This window comes from Vibrio sp. 1580 (genome assembly GCF_033340055.1).
This window is the reverse complement of record NZ_JAWOVT010000002.1, coordinates 430,608-449,693: the sequence shown is the minus strand read 5'-3', so window position 1 is coordinate 449,693 and position 19,086 is coordinate 430,608. Positions and strand designations below refer to the sequence as shown.

Sequence of the window (19,086 nt, the reverse complement as noted above, 5' to 3'; positions counted from 1 at the left end):
TCTATGGATAAATATAAACAAGCTCTCAATCTAAAACATTATGTCCTAGTACTCATATTAGTCGAGATAATCCATCCAAACAGGAGGCGTTCCTATTATTTTTTGAACAGTATCAATGAACAGTTTGGCTAATGGTTGTTGATTTCGGTGAGTATACATTGCATATATTTCCCCTATTGCGGGAAGATTATAATCAGGAAGCAACTGTACAAGATCTTGTTTACTCAAACTCTCCTGAAGAAAGAACTGCCCAATTAAAGCATACCCTAGATCAGATTTTACGGCATCGAGCATTAACTCAGTTTCATTCACGAAGTACTGCCCATTGATATTATACGTTCTAACGTCGCTTGATGACTGGCTTGGCGCTATACGTAGCTTATCCGCCTTAAAGTTAGCATTCGAGTATATTACTGCTGGCATTTTTATAAGCTCTTCTGGAGAGCTCGGGGTTCCATACTTGTCAATAAAACTCTTCGATGCAACCAGTGCCATATTATTACTTGCCAACTTACGTACTATCATGTTGGACTCTCGGATTGGTCCGATACGAAACACAACATCAAAACCTTCGTGGATAACATCGACTCGATTATCATCGAGCAGCAGCTCTACAGTAATGTTTGGGTACTGTTTTATAAACTCTTTAACTGCCTGATTTAAGTATGCTCTGCCAAAGAAAGTGGAGCTTGATATTTTCAGATTACCTTTCGGTTCATCCTGAAATGTAGCAGCAATACTACGAGTTTCAGTTAGAACCTCTCTTACTTTCTTAGCTTGCGCCACCATCTCAACACCTGCATTGGTCAGGGATAGCGAACGTGTGGAACGGTTTAACAGCCGTAAGCCTAATTCATCCTCTAGCTTTTTGATCTGTTTTGACAAAGCTGAACGATCTATATGATTTCTGTCAGCAGCTTTAGCAAAAGTTCCGTATTCAGAGACATCCAGTAGTAATTCAAGTTGGCTTGCGAGATCCACTGCACAATTCCTTATTTAGTTTTTATTCTTTATGTGATGGGAAATGGATTTTACAAAATTAATTTCAATTTTTTATGGTTCAAATTGCATCAGTGAATTGCAAATAATGCACGAATTAAAAACGCTTTAATTTTCGTCGCTATCTTTAGCTTCTGTTTAGTTATTCCTATCTATTATGGCTTATTACATTTAACAATACTCCACGTCTTTAAAACCCTAAACTGACCTTTTTCAAACCAAAAAATGAGCATTTTGACCAATATTTAATCGTGCATTTTTATCACTACTCTATGTTCGCTGAGGGCCTATTTACCCATAGGTACAATGAATACAATGCCGTTCCTTTTAGTATGAACAGAATCATTTAGGGCGAGACAAATGTTAAAGAAAGTTTTCGGCATTGGCCTTTTATCCGTTTTAGCTGCTTGTGCAGACGAAGAGATAACCAAGCAACCTAATACTCCCTTACCTAAGATAGACGTCTCCAAAGTCATCTATGAGCCCGTTCAATCGTGGTTCACCTTTACAACAAGGCTTCAAGCCCCAGAGAAAGTTTCTTTAATGCCACGCGTTTCCGGAGTTATTGAAACAGTAGAGTTCAAAGACGGACAGAGTGTCAACAAAGGCGACTTACTCGTCACTCTTGATGATCGAACCTTCAAAGCTCAGGTCTCACGACTTGAAGCACAAGTTAAGAGTGCTCGAGCTGCGCTAGAGCAAGCAGCAAACGAACAAAAGAGAGCCGCTCAACTGGTTAAGCGAAAAGCCATCTCAGCGGAACAAGCAGAGGCCCGAGATACCGCAGTAAAACAACGCTCTGCAGAACTAATGGCTTTGCGTGCTCAGTTAGAATCCGCAAAGTTAGATCTTGAGTTTACGAAGATATATGCCCCTATTAGCGGCACTATTTCAAGAGCATTCATTACTAAAGGAAACAATGTAAACGCAAATCAAAGCGTTATATCAAACATTGTCTCTAACGATCAGGTATATGCATACTTTGATGTCGATGAGCGAACTTGGAACCGTTACTTCTCGACAATCAATGCCGACTCTAACTTACCTACTCGTCTTGAACTATCTGGACAAAATGGGCAGGAATTTTTTGGACGCGTTGACTTTGTCGACAACTCCATCAACGAAAACACCGGTACTTTGCAGGTTCGAGCGGTATTCGATGCAACAAAATCAAACTTAAAAGTGGGATCGTTTGGCCGAGTTCAGATATCAACAACCAAACCAGTTGAACGAGTTCTCGTTCCAGAGCGTTCTATTGGCACAGATCTAGAAAACCGCTTTGTATTAACACTCAATGAAGAGAATACGTTGCAATACAGCATCGTAACCTTAGGCGAACGTTACGGAACATTTCGTGCCATCGAGAATGGCTTGAACGCCGACTCAATTATTGCGGTAAATGGCCCAGCAAAAGTTGGCCCAAATAGCAAAATCTCACCAAAAAATGTCACGCTAGATATCAGCAACACCTCATTGATTATGGCTTCAAACTCAACATCGTTGCCAAATAAACGTTTAGCTCAAGACTAAGAAGACAACCGAATGAAATTTGCACACTTTTTTATTCAAAGACCCATATTTGCCTCTATGTTATCGCTATTGATATTAATAGTAGGCGCAATTTCACTTTTACAGTTGCCTGTGAGTGAATATCCAGAGGTTGTCCCTCCTACAGTGGTAGTTACAGCAAACTATCCTGGTGCGAACCCAAAAGTAATCGCAGAAACAGTTGCTACGCCTCTGGAGCAAGAAATTAATGGTACAGAAAACATGTTATATATGTTTTCGCAAGCAACCAGTGACGGTAGAATGACATTGACCGTAACCTTTGCTTTGGGTACGGACTTGGACAAAGCTCAGGTTCAAATTCAAAACCGCGTCACTACAGCTTTGCCCCGATTACCAGAAGCCGTCCAACGGTTAGGAGTTGTTGCCGAAAAAGCCTCTCCTGATCTCACCATGGTTGTGCATATATATTCTCCAGATTCTAGCCGTGAAGTCAGTTATTTAGCTAACTACGCTAATTTAAACTTGAAAGATGAGATAGCTCGGCTCGGAGGCGTTGGTGATGTGCGCCTTTTCGGTGGTGACGAGTACTCAATGCGCTTGTGGTTAAATCCAGATGAGCTCGCTTCTAGAAATCTAACCGTAATGGATGTTGTCTCCGCCGTCCGATCTCAAAACCAACAGGTGGCAGCAGGCTCATTAGGTGCGCAGCCAGCCGCTAATGAAAACCAATTCCAAGTTTTGTTGAACGTAAAGGGCCGCTTGGAGAATATTGATGAATTCAACGACATTGTAGTAAAAGTTGACGAAACAGGGGCTTTGACACGTCTTAAAGACGTTGCACGCGTAGAGCTAGGTCAAAACTCTTATGCACTGCGCGCCTTGTTAAATGGTAAACCAGCGGTGGCGATGCCCGTATTCCAACGCCCTGGTGCTAATGCTATTGAGCTATCTAATCAGGTTCGTTCAACCATGGACCGTTTACAAGCAGCCTTTCCAGCTGGAGTTTCATATGAAATAGCCTACGACCCGACCGTCTTTGTTCGTGGATCGATAGACGCGGTGGTTCATACTCTGCTGGAGGCAATTGTACTAGTTGTTGTTGTAGTCATTTTGTTTTTGCAAACATGGCGCGCGTCTATCATCCCTATCATTGCGGTGCCTGTTTCATTAATCGGTACGTTCGCCGTAATGCAAATGCTCGGAGTATCGATTAACACGCTTTCGTTGTTTGGACTTGTTCTCGCCATAGGCATCGTCGTCGATGACGCCATTGTCGTCGTCGAAAACGTGGAACGGAACATCCATAATGGTCTTGCACCACTAGAAGCAACGAAACAAGCAATGACCGAAGTTACCGGGCCAATTATTGCAATTGCTTTAGTGTTATGTGCGGTGTTCATCCCGACGACCTTTATTACAGGGTTATCCGGTCAGTTTTATAAGCAGTTCGCACTAACAATTACGATCTCGACGATTATTTCAGCAATTAACTCGTTGACGTTATCGCCTGCTTTATCAGCACTGCTATTACAAGATAAGAACGAAAAACCCGATCGGCTAACCAAGCTATTGGATGCGGTTTTTGGTAAGTATGTTTTTGCGCCATTCAATAGAATTTTTGAGTACAGCTCGAACCAATATCAAGCTCTGGTCAAGAAGCTGATTCGCTTTAGCCTTGTTGTTGTGGTGGTATACATTGCGTTACTCGGGGGAACGGTTTCTCTATTCAAAGCGGTTCCTGGAGGATTCATTCCTCAACAAGATAAGCAGTATTTAGTTGCGATCGCCCAACTTCCAGATGCAGCAAGTTTAGATAGAACAGAGTCCGTTATTAAAGAAATGGAAAACCTCGCGCTGGCAACACCTGGCGTAGCACAAACCATTTCTTTCCCAGGCTTATCGGTCAATGGTTTTACTAACAGTCCGAATAGTGGCATCGTTTTTGTTACGCTTGAGGACTTCGATAAACGAAATGATCCAACTCTCGGCGCAAATGCGATTGTTGCATCTTTAAATAAGAGCTTTTCAATTATTGATGAAGCCTTCGTTGCGATTTTTCCACCACCACCAATCCAAGGACTTGGATCTACTGGCGGCTTTAAGCTTCAAATCGAAGACCGTGCGAACAAGGGGTTTGATGAGCTCTTCAAGCAATTGAACTTGGTAATAAATGAGGCATCAACAAGACCCGAGCTGATGGGATTATATTCCACATTTCGTATACAAGTGCCGCAGATGGACATCCAAATAGATCGTGAACAAGCGATGCTGCAAGGTGTTCCTCTAGAGCAGGTTTTTGATGCGCTTCAAGTTTATTTAGGATCGTTGTACGTCAATGACTTCAATATGTTTGGTAGAACATACAAAGTGAATGCCCAGGCAGACATGAACTATCGTCTCGAACCTGACCAAATACTTAACTACAAAGTAAGAAATGCTGCCGGACAAATGGTTCCTCTCGGCGCTGTACTGGAGATCATACCTACGATTGGGCCTGACCGCGTGATGCACTATAACGGCTACCCTAGTGCAGAACTAAACGGCAGTCCTGCTTTTGGTTACAGTTCTGACCAAGCCCAAACGGCTATTGAGGAAGTACTGGATCAAAACCTAGCAGAGGGAATGGTTTATGAATGGACTGATGTAACCTACCAGCAGATTTTGGCTGGTAACACGATGGTGTATATATTCCCACTTGTTGTTTTGTTAGTTTTCATGGTGCTAGCTTCGCAGTACGAGAGTTTAAAACTGCCATTCGCTATCATTTTGATCGTTCCTATGACCATTTTTTCTGCACTAGCAGGTGTTTGGTTCATTGGTGGTGACAACAATATATTCACACAAATTGCTTTGATTGTCCTTGTGGCTCTAGCGTGTAAAAATGCCATCTTGATGGTGGAGTTCGCTAAAGAACTTAAAGACAATGGCCAAGATACCTTATCAGCGATTTTGGAAGCATGTCGTTTACGTCTTCGACCGATTCTAATGACATCAATTGCATTTACCGCTGGTGTTATTCCATTAATGATTGGTACAGGGGCCGGAGCGGAAATGCGACAAGCAATGGGTATTGCCGTATTCTCGGGTATGGTAGGCGTAACGGTATTTGGATTACTACTCACACCTGTTTTTTACATGTTAGTGAGTCGAAACAAAAAACGTCAAACACTATAACCATAATATAAATACTCATTTATATTCATACTAAAGGGAGCTATTGCTCCCTTTTCTTTTGGTTATTAAGTATATTAATAATTTCTAGACAGAGCAGCAGTTATACATGAAACTAATACGCTAATATCTAACCTGGATAAACATTGTGGATTTAGCAAATAAACTACACCTGCTTTTAGAAGTCTCTAAAGCTGGATCTTTTGCAAAAGCAGCAGATGGGATGAATATCGACCGCTCTGTTTTATCTAAACACATCAAGCAGTTAGAAGAGCACTTAGGCGTTAGGCTATTAAACAGAACAACTCGCTCTCTTTCATTAACACAAGTCGGCAAGCAAATAGTTGAAAAAGCAGACCAAATATCTCAACTCCTTGATGATACTCAACAAATAGCGGAGAACTTTCAGACTGAGCCTTCAGGGAAAGTACGAATTTCAAGCTCAACATTATTTGGAAAACTCTATCTACAACCTTCGATAGAGAAGTTTTTACATAAGTACCCAAAAGCAAGTGTTGAACTAATGCTAGATGATCTTCATGTAGACGTGATTAGAAGTAATTTTGATATTGCTTTTCGAATCGGACCTATGAGGGATTCATCAATGGTAGCAAGAAAATTAGCAAAAAATACGACTGCAATCATTGCTTCTCGAAATTTAATTGAAAAACATGGTAACCCAGAAACGCCTGATGAGTTAGTTAAGCTACCTTTTATTATTTATTCAAATGGTAATTTTATTGTCGATAAACTTAAATTCTACGACAAAGCAAAATCAGATGGTTTAGATACATACCCAATATCAGGGTCATACATGGTCAATGAAGCTGAGCTAATAATTGAAAGCGTAAAGTCAGGTCTGGGCGCAGCACTTATAGGTCAATTTATGCTTCCTAACAACCTAGAGTCTTCTAATTTAGTTCAACTTTTACCAGAATATGAAACTCAAGATTTTGGTGATATTTATGCTATGTACTCACACCGTCAGCAATCACCATTGGTTAGGGCATTCATTGATATCGTTCAAGAAGAAATTGGCATACCACCAATATGGGAAAAGCATTTCAATAAAAGCTAGGTGATTCTATTTAACCAAAATTAACATAAAATAAAAAATCAAATAAAATCAAATAAAATCAATAAATTAAACCAGCAACGTTTAATATTCATCGAAGTTTAATGTTAGGTGAATTAAGTTCCATTCTAAATGGCGCTTAATTCACTAAATATAAAAAATTCTTGATTTATAATACTAACAAATCCATCACCTATACAAGTTACGATGTATATTGAAGAAAAAAACACCTCGGTCACTAGTTTGTTAGTATATAAAATATCTTATCTTATTTTTTTGGTTATTTATACGTTAGCAACGATTTACTTTAGCGTAAAAATGGACAAAAGCACATCGGAGAACTCTCTTATAGAAATGACTCAAATAGCATTTGTGCTTTTTTCATCGTTAATTTGTTTGTATAAATCTAAGGAATATCTTGAACTCAAACACATATTAGTAATAATGTCTTCATTTTTTATGGTTATATTCGTTAGAGAAATGGACTACCACATAGAGCAGTATTTTCCTCACGGTTCATGGAAGTATCCTGCTTGGATTATAATAGTCTCGGTCTGTTATTTTTGTTTTAATAATATAGTTAACATAAAAAATGAGGTAAAACTTTTCATTTCTCATTCTAGCTTCACGACATTAACGATTGGATTTTTTATTGTTTTCTTATTCTCACGATTTGCAGGGTATGGTGATTTTTGGGTCGAGTTCATGGGGAACTCATACAATAGAGACGTGAAAAACTTGGTTGAAGAAAGCTTAGAGTTACTAGGTTACGCGATACTTTTAAACGGTGTTTTACTTATTAAAGTAGAAAATCACTAAGTATAAATAAGAGTTCAGAGCTTGTAGTTCAAGCTTTGAACTTTTTTGGCTAAAAAAAAGCAGCAAATTATATTTGCTGCAAATGATGAAAAAAACAATATGCGTAAGTTAACTTCCTAGCAATGGATGCGTTAACGAGTTAATAATAACGAACCGTAACAATTAAGTCTCGTTGAAAATAATCCATAAAGAATGGCATTTATTACACTGTTAATTATGTAACCTTATCTAATCTAGTTATCACACGCCGTCGTTTTTATATCTTATCTCTTTCCGTCAATAAATAGCTCTTCACATCAGATCCCATTTATCATCCCACAACAGTCGGATTCACAACAAAGCAATAAAAATCAATAAATTAGAAGTAGCCACTTAAAAAGTAAAAAGGAGTAAAAACGAAACTATGTCAGATAGAACATATTAAAGATCACCGGCTCTGAGTAGAAAACCGTTCATACTCGTTACGCATACAATCAATAAAGACTTCCATCGCCGGCGTCACACACTTCCCAGCATGATAAGCACAAAGTGGCTTGATCATCTGTGAAAATTCGGTGAACTCAAGCTCTTGTAAACTGCCCTCTTGCAACTCTTTTTCAACCGTAAAACGAGGTAAATAAGAGATACCAATATTACTCTCAACGCAGTTTTTGATCGTATTAATACTGCTAAGTTCGATCATGTTGTCGATGCTAATATCACGCTCCTGAATAATGCTCTCAAACATCTGTCGAAAAAGGCACTTAGGGCCATTGCTTATAAACCCTAAATCAATATGTTGCTCTCTCTTCTTTAAATCTAGCCCTTTTAAAAGCGGTGAAGCAACCAATACCAGTGGCTCCTGCTCAAACTCGTGGACCTTGAGCGTATCGTCATTACCTACTCGATAAAACACACCTAAATCAGCTTTATCCGCTATCAACTCATCTCGAATCTGATAGCAATTTTGTGATTGCAGAGAGAGTCTGACATTGGGCGCTCTGATCCTGAACTCTTTTAAAACATTAGCCATCTTATAAGCAAGTTGAGTCTCAGCAACCAGCACTTTCAATTCACCGGTCGGCTCCGAGTTTTCTTGCTGTGCTGTTCCCTCAATATTTTCCATCACTCGCGCCAGTTCATAGACGTAAGGCAGTATCTTTTCTCCTGCTTGAGTCAAAACCATCTTACGCCCTATTTTTTCGAACAGCTGCAGAGACAGATCTTGTTCCAACTGCTTGATTTGAAAGGTGACGGTTGATTGCGTGCAATAAAGCTTCTGTGACGCTTTTAGAAACGATCCTTCTTCAACAATAGCTTTAAAAGTAAGAAAGCGTTTTAGATTCATGACTAGACTCCACAACCAACAGTTCAATAAATTAAAAGTCTAAGTTTTAATTTATTCAATTTTTTAATCAATTGTAGCGAAGTATAGTGCAGTAAAAACAGGAGAGATAGAGATGACAGCCATCTACACCGCATTTTTTACTTACGTAATCATTACTTCAATTACACCAGGGCCAAACAACATTTTATCGCTCAGCATCGCGACGCAATATGGACTAAAACGCTCAACAAAAGTGATTTCGGGGATGTTTTGTGGCTATGTTGTTTTGATGCTACTTTGTGGCGCTTTCACGTATAACATGATCAGCCTCTTGCCCGTGATTACACCTTGGCTAACATGGATTGGAGCAGCTTATATTGTTTGGTTGGCTTGGGGGCTTGCTACGAGTGAGATCAAAACTTCATCGGATAATTCTAAAGGTATCAGTTTCTTAACAGGTTTCGGTTTGCAGTTCGTTAATGTGAAAATCATTCTTTATGGAATTACCTCTATTTCTACGTTCGTACTGCCCCACACTCAGAATATCTACTGGATCTTAGCGACTAGCCTCATTCTTGCTTTGATCGCACTTCTTAGCAACGTAGTTTGGGCCGTTGCAGGAAAGCTACTTCAATCGCAATTCCAGAGATATGGTAAAGTCATCAATATGAGCTTAGCAGCAGCTCTGATCTATTGTGCGACACAGTTATTTACTTAAGTATATAGTTGATCATCAAGAACAATATTGCTCTTCAACTTAGACGACTACGTTTATGTGAAGAGCAAATTCTGCTCCACAAATCGCTGCGGTTTCTCGTGCCCTTACTCGCTCCTCCCACTCCTTCATACGGCAGTTTTTGAAGAAGTAGATTCAACGTCACTTAATCAACCTAAAGATACGAAATCTTGTTTAGTTATACAGACACGGCCTTGGCGACCTCGGCAATAACTAAGCATTACTTAGTATACACAAATCAGAAAAACTAAGATAATCTTAGTCATCCTAGTCCTTCGTATGAACTTTAAGTGTTGTTTAATAACCCACTCCCAGCCCGCCTTAAGCATGCGCGTAAACAAGCGAATCTGTCACAAAAAGCACTGGGCATCCGTATCGGCATGGATGATAGTTCTGCAAGTGCAAGGATGAATCAATACGAAAGGGAGCGCCATACTCCCGACGTAAAAACGCTCAAACTTATCGCAGATGAGCTAAACGTGCCTCTAAACTATTTTTTTTGTGAAGATGAAATCACCGCTGAACTTGCTGTGAATCTCCACAAGCTGTCAAATGATGACAAGCAAAGAGTGCTTGAGAGCACAGCCCAGCTGATTGCGGACGCAATCGCCACGAAGTCGAGTACGTAATTGGGATTAAACGCCTAAGAATACGTATCAATACCAAAGAATCAAAGAGCATAACTAAGGGTTCAACATGGCTACAACAAAAGCACTTGTGGTTTTTTCCGGTGGGCAGGACTCTACGACCTGCTTAATCGATGCATTAAATACATATGATGAGGTTCATGCTATAACGTTTGATTATGGCCAGCGTCATTCAGATGAAATAGATATCGCTATCGAATTAGGTAAGCAACTTAACATCAAAAGCCACAAAGTCCTGGATGTAAAATCAATTAATGAGTTAGCGATAAGCTCGCTGACAAGAGACAACATTCCGGTATCTAATGACTTAAGCGACGCTAACGTACCCAATACATTCGTTCCAGGGAGAAACATTCTCTTTCTTACTTACGCATGTATCCATGCTTACCAGCTTGGCATTCAAGACATCATTACGGGAGTCTGCGAAACAGACTTTAGTGGTTACCCTGACTGCCGAGACAACTTTATTCGCTCTCTAAATCTCTCTTGCAATTTAGGTATGGATAAAGCCTTCAACATTAAGACTCCTTTAATGTGGCTTACTAAAGCAGAGACCTGGGCTCTAGCTGATAAGCACAATATGTTGGAGTTTGTCCAAAACAATACGTTAACATGTTACAACGGAATCGTTGGTAAAGGCTGTGGTGAATGCCCAGCGTGCCTACTGCGACAAAGCGGCTTAGAAGAATACTTAGCGAGCAAATAGTCTTTGTTAGCGGTAATAGCGCTGGGATAAAACCTTTTGCGTTAGCTTATAAACGTTTTATCTCAGCGTGAAACTCCAGCCAACAGAGCTTCATTTTGATGCCGCCAGATTGGTGGCATCAATTAAATGCGAAACGATTGTCGAACCAAAGATAGCACTACACCACAACAGCCAACACTGCTTAGCTTTTACAACGCTATAAATTGCTTAGATATATCGACAATGTTTCGATAGCAAAGCTACCAACGGCATTACTCGCGAAACCGGGATTAGATAGAAAAGCTACCTCGAATGATGACGAGTCTCTCGTCTAAGCAATACTCAAATATTTATGAGTTTGAACAGACAAACGCCAATTGCGGGCAATGCACGTATCAATACACAATTGCGTAGCACGAGGCTTCTGGCTAATTGGTTGTAGTGCAATGATAGTCTCAGCCGCTACGTTCGCATTTGCTAAAAGGTCATCAAGGTGGTCGATGTCTTTCTGGGTGCCGACTGGATGCTTAATCTCATTTGCCCGCTCTAACGCGCTATTAAGCACTGGTAATTTACCTTTCATTGCTACTTTTGGTGACACTGTCACCCACGTATTTTCTGAAGTAATCACTTCTGATGTGCCACTGGTTTCAATTTGGCATTGGCACCCCATATCTTCAAACGCCTTTGTTAAAGGGCGCAGATCATAAATACAAGGCTCTCCACCAGTAATCACGATATGCTTAGCATTAAAGCCTTGCTGTTGATATTGCTCTACGATGTTCTCGGCAGATGCAACACACCACGTCGGAGAGTCTTCCGTTTTCACCAGAATATCGCCTATTTGACGTTGATCATTCTCATCTGCATACCACGTTTGTTTGGTATCGCACCATGAGCAACCAACCGGACACTCTTGAAGCCGAACAAAAACAGCAGGGACTCCAGTGAAAACCCCTTCCCCTTGGATGGTTTCAAACATCTCATTTAGCTTATACAACGCAGAACTCACTCAACTCATAACATTTCGAGGCGAAGACCATAATGGACACGCGTGTCTAGGTCAATTTAAACCAAAAATTAATTGTTAAAATAGACCATTTTGTAGTTTCATAGCGTAATGAATATAGGTTTCTGGTTAACGTTAAACCAAGCCTTATTCACTGACAGCTCCCAAAAAACTTTAAGGTAAGAAATGATGTATAAACTGATCGCACTAGATATGGATGGCACGCTACTCAATAGTGATAAAGCCATTTCTGAAGAAAACAAACAAGCGATCGCAAAAGCTCGAGAAGCAGGCGTTACTGTCGTTCTCGCTTCTGGTCGCCCATTAGAAGGAATGCAAGACAAGCTCGACGAACTGAATATCCATTCCGATCGAGATTTTGTTCTTTACTACAACGGTTCGATGGTCAAGAACGTAGGCACAAACGACATCATCCACCAGCAAATCATAGATGGTAAAGCTGCAAAATTGGTGGCGCGAAAAGCCGAAGAGCTAGGTGCGTACGTCCATGCTTTTAGTCAAGTTCATGGTTTAATCACCAACGAACACAACCCTTACACCGATATTGAAGCAAAGATAAATGGCTTAAATGTCACCGAGATGAACTTCGAATCACTAGAAGAGGATCATCCAATCATCAAAGCTATGATGGTTGCAGAGCCAAGCAAACTAACAGAAGTTATAGCAGCACTGCCAGCTGAAATGCGCGAAGCGTTTACGGTTGTTCAAAGCGCTCCGTTTTTCCTTGAGTTTCTTAACCCTGCGAGCAACAAAGGTATTGGTGTTGCCGCAATTGCCGAGTATCTGGGAATTAAACCGGAAGAAGTTATCTGTATGGGTGACGCAGAAAATGACCACCACATGCTGAAATACGCTGGCCTTGGTATCGCGATGGCAAATGCAATGGAAGAAACCAAGCAAATCGCTGACTACATTACGGCAAGTAATGATGAGCACGGTGTCGCTAAAGCTATAGAAAAGTTCGTGCTCAATGCATAGCCCTTTCCGCCATGTCTGTTGCGTTAAGCTTCTTACGTTTAACACCCCTAGCCGTCCAAGATAGGCAAGCGGCGTTGTTCGTGGACTAAACGTGTAAAAGCCTTGCTGTAATGCAAGGCTTTGTTTTTACTCAAATACTAATAGATAACAAATACAGCCATCAATCTAGCAACGTTTTGCTCGGTTGGTTTTCACAAGTCAGCTTCCTTGCAAGCAGCATAAATAACAACATTAATAATGGATAATGTAACGTCGACAAGACTAATGACCACAAACCGCTAAACGATACGATATTAGCCGAGTACAAATAGAGTTGATCAACAAGCAACAATGCCAGCGTCACAAAGATCATCTGCCGAGTATCTAAATGTGCTTTCGACTCTTTAAATGTCATGACCAACGCTGATGCAGTGATTAAAATTGCTAACCAGCGACCAAACACAGGTAATGGCCAGATGACGGAGATGACCGATGTTGCCGCAGTCATAATGAACCAGACGCCTTTTGAGCTTAGAACTTGATCAACGTTCACATCTTGATTTGTCTCCAGTCGAAGAACATGCCAAGCCACCAAGCTGCCTAACAGCGCGCCAAATAACATATCTAAAATAAAGGCACTGCCGAGGAAAAACTTACCTAACACCACAGTAAGAGTGATGAACACGAAGACTGCCGTTGTTCCATTCAAACCAAAATACTGGGTTCTATGAAACAAGAACGTCAGCACACAAAACCACACAGCGATAGGCAAGCTAGGAAAACTAAAGCCAAAGCTGTGCGTTAACTCCATCATTGGTATATAGACATGTGGGCGCGGTAGCGAAAAGCCTTGTTGAGCGACAAGCACCATAAGCGACGTTGCACTAATTGCGAAAAAGAGTCGGTACACAAACCGGCTACCAAAGCGCATCATGGCAAAAGGAAATAGAAAGAGTAGTACCGTCGGTTCTGTCAGATCTATAACGAGTTTCGAGATCTGACTAGCTACCTCGTAACTCGTTTCTGACAACGCCCCTACCCAACTCTGTAAATCTATCAGCCACGCCAATTCAACCTGACGAAATGAAGGCGCGGATTCGATCAACTGAGTCACATAAGATACTGATTGCTTGGTAGCTTGATCAAAAAACTGAGTGGCTTGTGGCCATTGCTCAGGATAACGATATAAAGATGATGGTAATTCAGATGGGCTAAGCAACATCGCTGACGCAACTTCTACTCCATAATGAGGGGCAAACCAAATAGGCAGTTCATTTCCACCTAAAGAATTATTCATAGAAAAAGCGATAATGTCAGAGTCTGATATACAGTCGTAAAAAACCGCAGTGTCCGTTCTGCCAAGCTCCTCTCCAACCGTAACCACTATACCGGTTTCTTCCCACGTTTCTCGTTGAGCAGCAACTTGTGGAGACTCACCATCAATAATGGTTCCGCCAGGTAGAGAAATCTTATCCGTTAATACTTCATGAACTAGCACTAACTTGTCATCAGCGCGAACAATACAGAGCGCTCCTTTAACTTCGCTCGCAGTGGCTTTAGCCGTAGAGATCGGTGAAACAGGTAACAAAATAAAACAAAGGATGAGTAATAACAGCTGTCTCAACACAAAATATGACCTTAAATAAACATAATGATAACCAATGAATCATGGCAGTTAATCTTATCTTTTTCGACAAAAATTAAGTAACGAGTTATGCCAAACTGAGTTGATCGCGTAAAACCTGATCTCAACGCTCACTGGAGAATAATTTAATGCAAACCTGACAAAAATCAGACAAAACATAAAATGTTGATCGCAATTCTGCCAGTTATATAAAGATAACGTCAGGAAAAAGTCATACACATTTTGTGGGTTCTCATAGTTGACACAATAAAAAAGGGCTTATTATTCGCAAACAATAAACCCCAGTTATGGTAACTATGTACTGATCGTTGAAACCAAGAATGAATCTTATCTCATGGTCAACGAATCAAATTCACTGGCCCGATCGTTAGTTAGACTTACAATTCGCATCGCCGACTTTTTGCCAAACACCCCAAGGCCCTGAGTCTGCTGGATTATCACCTTGAGTCCACCACTGCGCTTGCCAAACTTTACCATTCCAAGTAACCGTATCTCCTTTGAGATACACTAAGCTGGCTTGCCATACAGTTTTACAGCTATCTGTGGGAGGCGTTGTCACCGTTTTCGCTTGAGCGGATACTAACGCTTGGTATTGTGTGCTGGTCTTATCAACGTTGAAGTTCAAAACCACTCTTGCTTCTCCGCTCTGAGTAGCACCAAATTCAACATCAATACGACAACTTGCATTCATTGCTAACGTCGCCTGAGAGCACTGATCATTGGCAATAACAGCTGCATCAGTAACACCCGAAGCAAACGCGCGAACATTTTCCACAGTGAAGGTGGTGTTCCCTGAATTCTGGATAACAAAGCTATGTTGCTGTAACTCCCCAACATTAAATGATGCCAGTGTCTGTTCGGTGGTGTATCCAACAGAAACATTCTCTTTTGGTGGTGTTACTGTTCCGATAACACCATCGACAAAATTGCGCATAGCAGCGATATCGCTATAAACCCCATACATACCAGGACGAGCACAACCTATTCCCCAACTGACCACACCAAGTTGAGTAATTACACCACTGCGATTAATGACGATTGGACCACCACTATCTCCCTGACAAGAATCTATCCCACCTTGAGGAATACCAGCACAGAATGACACTTCTCCAACCGTTGTGTAGTTGCCACCGGCTTGACGGCAAGTCATATCCGACACAAGTGGGACGTCAACCTCTTGCAATCGAGACGGAGAGCTTCCTCCTTCAGAAGTTCGCCCTAAGCCAGCAACACTAAGCCAATCTCCGATGCTCGCGTATTGCGTTAGACTACCATTCGCAATCTCAACTGAAGAAACACCTTGAGGCACAGAGTCGAGCTTCAATACCGCGAGGTCATGAGAAAGCGTCGCGCGGCGATATGCCGGGTGCATATGGATCTCACTGACGTTTGCACGAACACCATCACTACCGTTATAAACAACGCCACCGATTTTAACCGCAATCTGACTCGGAGAATCACCCTCAACACAATGTGCAGCAGTCAGGACGTAACCATTCCCGATATAACTGGCCCCACAATACGATCGGTTACCATAACGACTAACAATTTGGGTGTAGAATTTCCAGTCACGTGGGTCGGCAGTTACTCCGCCTACGATCTGGGGTTGGATAGTGTGATTTTGCGTCTGTGACAAATCATCAGCACTTGCGAACATTGGCAAAACGGCTAAAGCAAGTAACGATTTTGTTAGTTTCAAAATATTGTCCTCTTGTTTTTGTAAGCACGATCCTCGTGCTACTAATAAACAAGCAGACAAAAACGCCGATACCAATGTAGGTGCATATCAATTTGTTAACATTGCGAGTAGCTTATAGAGAAAAGTCTATTGACGAACTGAATGATTTCAATTCGATCGAACCTAAATCACAATATTAAAGTTAAATACGATTATTCGTTCAGCGGTTTTCTTAAATAGTGGATATGGTGTGCAAATCCTTGTTTTTCATACAAAGATATTGCGCCCTGGTTAAAATGCCATACTTCAACAAACATCTGTTTTGCACCGTAATCAGAGAACGTTGACTCAATTTTATTAATCAAAGCCTGCGCCGTACCTTGTTTTCGATATTCAGGCAGCACATAGAGCTCATCCACGCTTCCCATCATAACTGGCTGGCTGACGGTAGAAATAAGTTCACAGAAGTGACCAGAAATAAAGCCAATAATTTCATCTCCTTGTTTTGCTACGTAAACAAGGCACTCAGGGTCATCAATATATCGAGCAATGCTTTTTTCTTGTTCTATCTCCTCTGCCGTTTTGAAAAGCTCAGGAGATTGAAGATGATGCTCATCATGAAGCTCGAACATAAGATCGTTGAGCAACTCTAGGTCGCTAAAACACGCAGGTTTAATCGCAAACGTGGTCATACAAAGGGTCACTAAAAATGGAATGGCTGTAGTTTGTGAGGAAAACGTCGTATTGGCAAGTCACAAAAGCTTTCACGATACGTTTGTACTGTTTGAGCAACAAAAAAGCCCCTGTACTTAATAAACGTACAGAGGCAGAACCAACCTACAGAGTTCGAGGATCAGGGGTTAGTTAGAATTGAGTTTTTCTCAGCGTCGTAGCACTCGCTCAATTTCGTTCAAGCTACTTGGGTCATCAATCGTTGACGGAACGGTGTATTTTTCACCATCAGCTATTTGACGTATAGTTCGACGCAAAATTTTACCTGAACGTGTTTTCGGTAAACGGTCTACAACCAACGCATGCTTGAAGCAAGCAACTGCACCTATCTCACTACGCACTTTGCCAACAAGCTCACCTTCAAGGTCTAGCTCATCCACTTTGACGCCGTCTTTCAGTACAACAAAACCAAGTGGAAGCTGACCTTTTAGATCATCGTGGATACCGACCACCGCACATTCTGCAATCGCTGGGTGGCCTCCTACTATTTCTTCCATTTCACCTGTCGACAATCGGTGTCCCGCGACATTAATCACATCATCAATACGTCCCATAATAAACAGGTAACCGTCTTCATCCAGATAGCCACCATCACCAGACACGTAGTAGCCTGGGAACTGGCTAAGATAACCAGTTTCAAAACGGTCATGATTACGCCAAACCGTTGGCAGACAACTTGGTGGTAGCGGACGTTTTAATGCGACAAAGCCTTGTTGGTTAGGCCCGACAGCCTCTCCAAGTTCATTCAGAATTTCGACCTGATAACCCGGAATGGGCTTCGTCGAAGAACCAGCTTTAACTGGCATCATTTCGACACCTGTCGGGTTGCCAGCGATGGCCCAGCCCGTCTCGGTTTGCCACCAGTGGTCAATAACGGGCTTGTCCGCTTTGCTCTGAACCCACTCCAGTGTCGGAGGGTCAAGGCGTTCTCCCGCCATAAAGATGTTTTTCAGATTCGACAAGTCGTACTGTTTTAAGTGCTCGCCTTCCGGGTCCTCTTTCTTAATCGCACGAAACGCCGTTGGTGCAGAGAACAACGCATCTACTTTATATTCATCACACACTCGCCAAAATGCCCCAGGATCCGGTGTTCGAACAGGCTTGCCTTCGAATAGGATGGTAGTGCAACCGTGAATCAGTGGAGCGTAAACAATGTAAGAGTGCCCTACTACCCAGCCCACATCAGATGCCGCCCAAAAGACGCCATCTTGAGGAATGTTATAGATTGCGCTCATGGAGTACTTCATCGCGACAGCATGGCCACCGTTATCACGCACAACGCCTTTCGGCTTACCTGTCGTACCCGATGTATAAAGTATGTAGAGCGGATCGGTTGCTAACACCGGAACACAACCATGTGGCAGCGCTTGGTTGTACTCTCGCTGCCAATCTAAGTCTCTATCTTGGTTTAGCTCAGCGTCGCACTCTGGACGTTGGAAAACAAACACTTTCTCAGGCTTCCAACGGCTGTCCATAATGGCTTTGTCTACCATTGGTTTGTATGGAATGACTTTGTTGATCTCAATCCCGCACGACGCCGTCATGATCACTTTCGGCTCTGCATCTTCAATTCGTACAGCAAGCTCATTAGGAGCAAAACCGCCGAATACTACGGAATGAATCGCCCCCAAACGCGCGCAGGCAAGCATCGCCATTGCGGCTTCTGGGATCATCGGCATATAAATAACGACTCGGTCGCCTTTTTCAACACCTTGAGCAGACAGCATGCCAGCAATTTTTGCTACTTGGTCACGTAGGTCGCTATAGGTGTACGTGGCTTTACGACCTGTCACTGGCGAGTCATAAATGAGTGCAGTATTATCACCGCGTCCTTGCTCGCAATGGTAATCTAATGCTAACCAGCACGTATTCATTACACCATCTGGAAACCAACGTTCTATGCCGTTTTCATCAGATTTCAAGATAGTTTTAGGAGATTCGAACCAATCGAGATTCTCCGCTTGAGCGCGCCAAAAACTCTCCGGTTCATTCTTCGCCCATAAGTATTCTTTTTCGTATGAAGACATATTGCTTCCTCCAGTATGTCCTGACATTGCTCTCGTTCTACTCAAAGATCGCTCTTTTAATCCAAAGATC

The 19,086-nt window shown here is 41.8% G+C and carries 14 protein-coding genes; 7 read left to right on the top strand and 7 right to left on the bottom strand.

Annotated elements, in window-relative coordinates:
* Positions 1-57: 57 nt before the first annotated feature.
* Positions 58-981 carry a LysR family transcriptional regulator gene (locus tag R7093_RS05175; RefSeq protein WP_017821684.1) on the bottom strand — a complete coding sequence of 308 codons (924 nt, stop codon included), beginning with the start codon at positions 979-981 and terminating at the stop codon, positions 58-60.
* Between the two features lie 378 nt (positions 982-1,359).
* Here R7093_RS05175 and R7093_RS05170 point away from each other — a divergent pair, with 378 nt between their 5' ends.
* From R7093_RS05170 to R7093_RS05160, 3 genes are all read left to right on the top strand, one after another.
* On the top strand, positions 1,360-2,529 hold the full coding sequence (locus tag R7093_RS05170) for an efflux RND transporter periplasmic adaptor subunit (protein WP_047102679.1): 1,170 nt from the start codon (positions 1,360-1,362) through the stop codon (positions 2,527-2,529).
* Positions 2,530-2,541: 12 nt separating this feature from the next.
* Positions 2,542-5,682, top strand: a complete 3,141-nt coding sequence (locus R7093_RS05165; RefSeq protein ID WP_047102680.1) for an efflux RND transporter permease subunit — start codon at positions 2,542-2,544, stop codon at positions 5,680-5,682.
* A gap of 145 nt (positions 5,683-5,827) precedes the next feature.
* Positions 5,828-6,757, top strand: coding sequence for a LysR family transcriptional regulator (locus tag R7093_RS05160; RefSeq protein WP_025768139.1), 930 nt, complete (start codon positions 5,828-5,830; stop codon positions 6,755-6,757).
* 1,243 nt (positions 6,758-8,000) lie between these two features.
* Here the strand turns inward: R7093_RS05160 and R7093_RS05155 are convergent.
* Complete coding sequence (locus tag R7093_RS05155; protein WP_017821689.1) at positions 8,001-8,900, bottom strand: LysR family transcriptional regulator; 900 nt, start codon at positions 8,898-8,900, stop codon at positions 8,001-8,003.
* Between the two features lie 112 nt (positions 8,901-9,012).
* Between R7093_RS05155 and eamB the strand changes: the two genes are divergently transcribed.
* The 3 genes from eamB to queC all read left to right on the top strand — a co-directional run bounded on the left by eamB (position 9,013) and on the right by queC (position 10,968).
* On the top strand, positions 9,013-9,597 hold the full coding sequence (eamB, locus tag R7093_RS05150) for a cysteine/O-acetylserine transporter (RefSeq protein ID WP_005388201.1): 585 nt from the start codon (positions 9,013-9,015) through the stop codon (positions 9,595-9,597).
* A gap of 308 nt (positions 9,598-9,905) precedes the next feature.
* Entirely contained in the window at positions 9,906-10,244 is a 339-nt protein-coding gene (locus tag R7093_RS05145) for a helix-turn-helix domain-containing protein (RefSeq protein ID WP_005388200.1), read from the top strand.
* Between the two features lie 67 nt (positions 10,245-10,311).
* On the top strand, positions 10,312-10,968 hold the full coding sequence (gene queC, locus R7093_RS05140) for a 7-cyano-7-deazaguanine synthase QueC (protein WP_005377298.1): 657 nt from the start codon (positions 10,312-10,314) through the stop codon (positions 10,966-10,968).
* A gap of 310 nt (positions 10,969-11,278) precedes the next feature.
* Here queC and queE read toward each other — a convergent pair whose 3' ends face one another.
* The gene (gene queE, locus R7093_RS05135; protein ID WP_005377296.1) at positions 11,279-11,929 is read right to left on the bottom strand and encodes a 7-carboxy-7-deazaguanine synthase QueE; all 651 of its coding nucleotides are present in this window, start codon (positions 11,927-11,929) and stop codon (positions 11,279-11,281) included.
* A gap of 216 nt (positions 11,930-12,145) precedes the next feature.
* On the opposite strand from queE, the gene R7093_RS05130 reads away from it, so the two are divergent.
* On the top strand, positions 12,146-12,955 hold the full coding sequence (locus R7093_RS05130; protein WP_318146542.1) for a Cof-type HAD-IIB family hydrolase: 810 nt from the start codon (positions 12,146-12,148) through the stop codon (positions 12,953-12,955).
* A gap of 160 nt (positions 12,956-13,115) precedes the next feature.
* Here R7093_RS05130 and R7093_RS05125 read toward each other — a convergent pair whose 3' ends face one another.
* The 4 genes from R7093_RS05125 to R7093_RS05110 form a co-directional block, all read right to left on the bottom strand.
* Positions 13,116-14,561, bottom strand: a complete 1,446-nt coding sequence (locus R7093_RS05125; RefSeq protein ID WP_017633779.1) for a bifunctional NUDIX hydrolase/phosphatase PAP2 family protein — start codon at positions 14,559-14,561, stop codon at positions 13,116-13,118.
* Positions 14,562-14,946: 385 nt separating this feature from the next.
* Positions 14,947-16,278: a trypsin-like serine protease gene (locus R7093_RS05120; protein WP_182039218.1), complete on the bottom strand. Its 1,332-nt coding sequence runs from the start codon at positions 16,276-16,278 to the stop codon at positions 14,947-14,949.
* Positions 16,279-16,469: 191 nt separating this feature from the next.
* A complete protein-coding gene (locus R7093_RS05115; RefSeq protein ID WP_005377290.1) occupies positions 16,470-16,949 on the bottom strand; it encodes a GNAT family N-acetyltransferase in 480 nt (159 codons plus the stop codon).
* 189 nt (positions 16,950-17,138) lie between these two features.
* Positions 17,139-19,016 carry a propionyl-CoA synthetase gene (locus tag R7093_RS05110; RefSeq protein WP_182039219.1) on the bottom strand — a complete coding sequence of 626 codons (1,878 nt, stop codon included), beginning with the start codon at positions 19,014-19,016 and terminating at the stop codon, positions 17,139-17,141.
* Positions 19,017-19,086 lie beyond the last annotated feature (70 nt).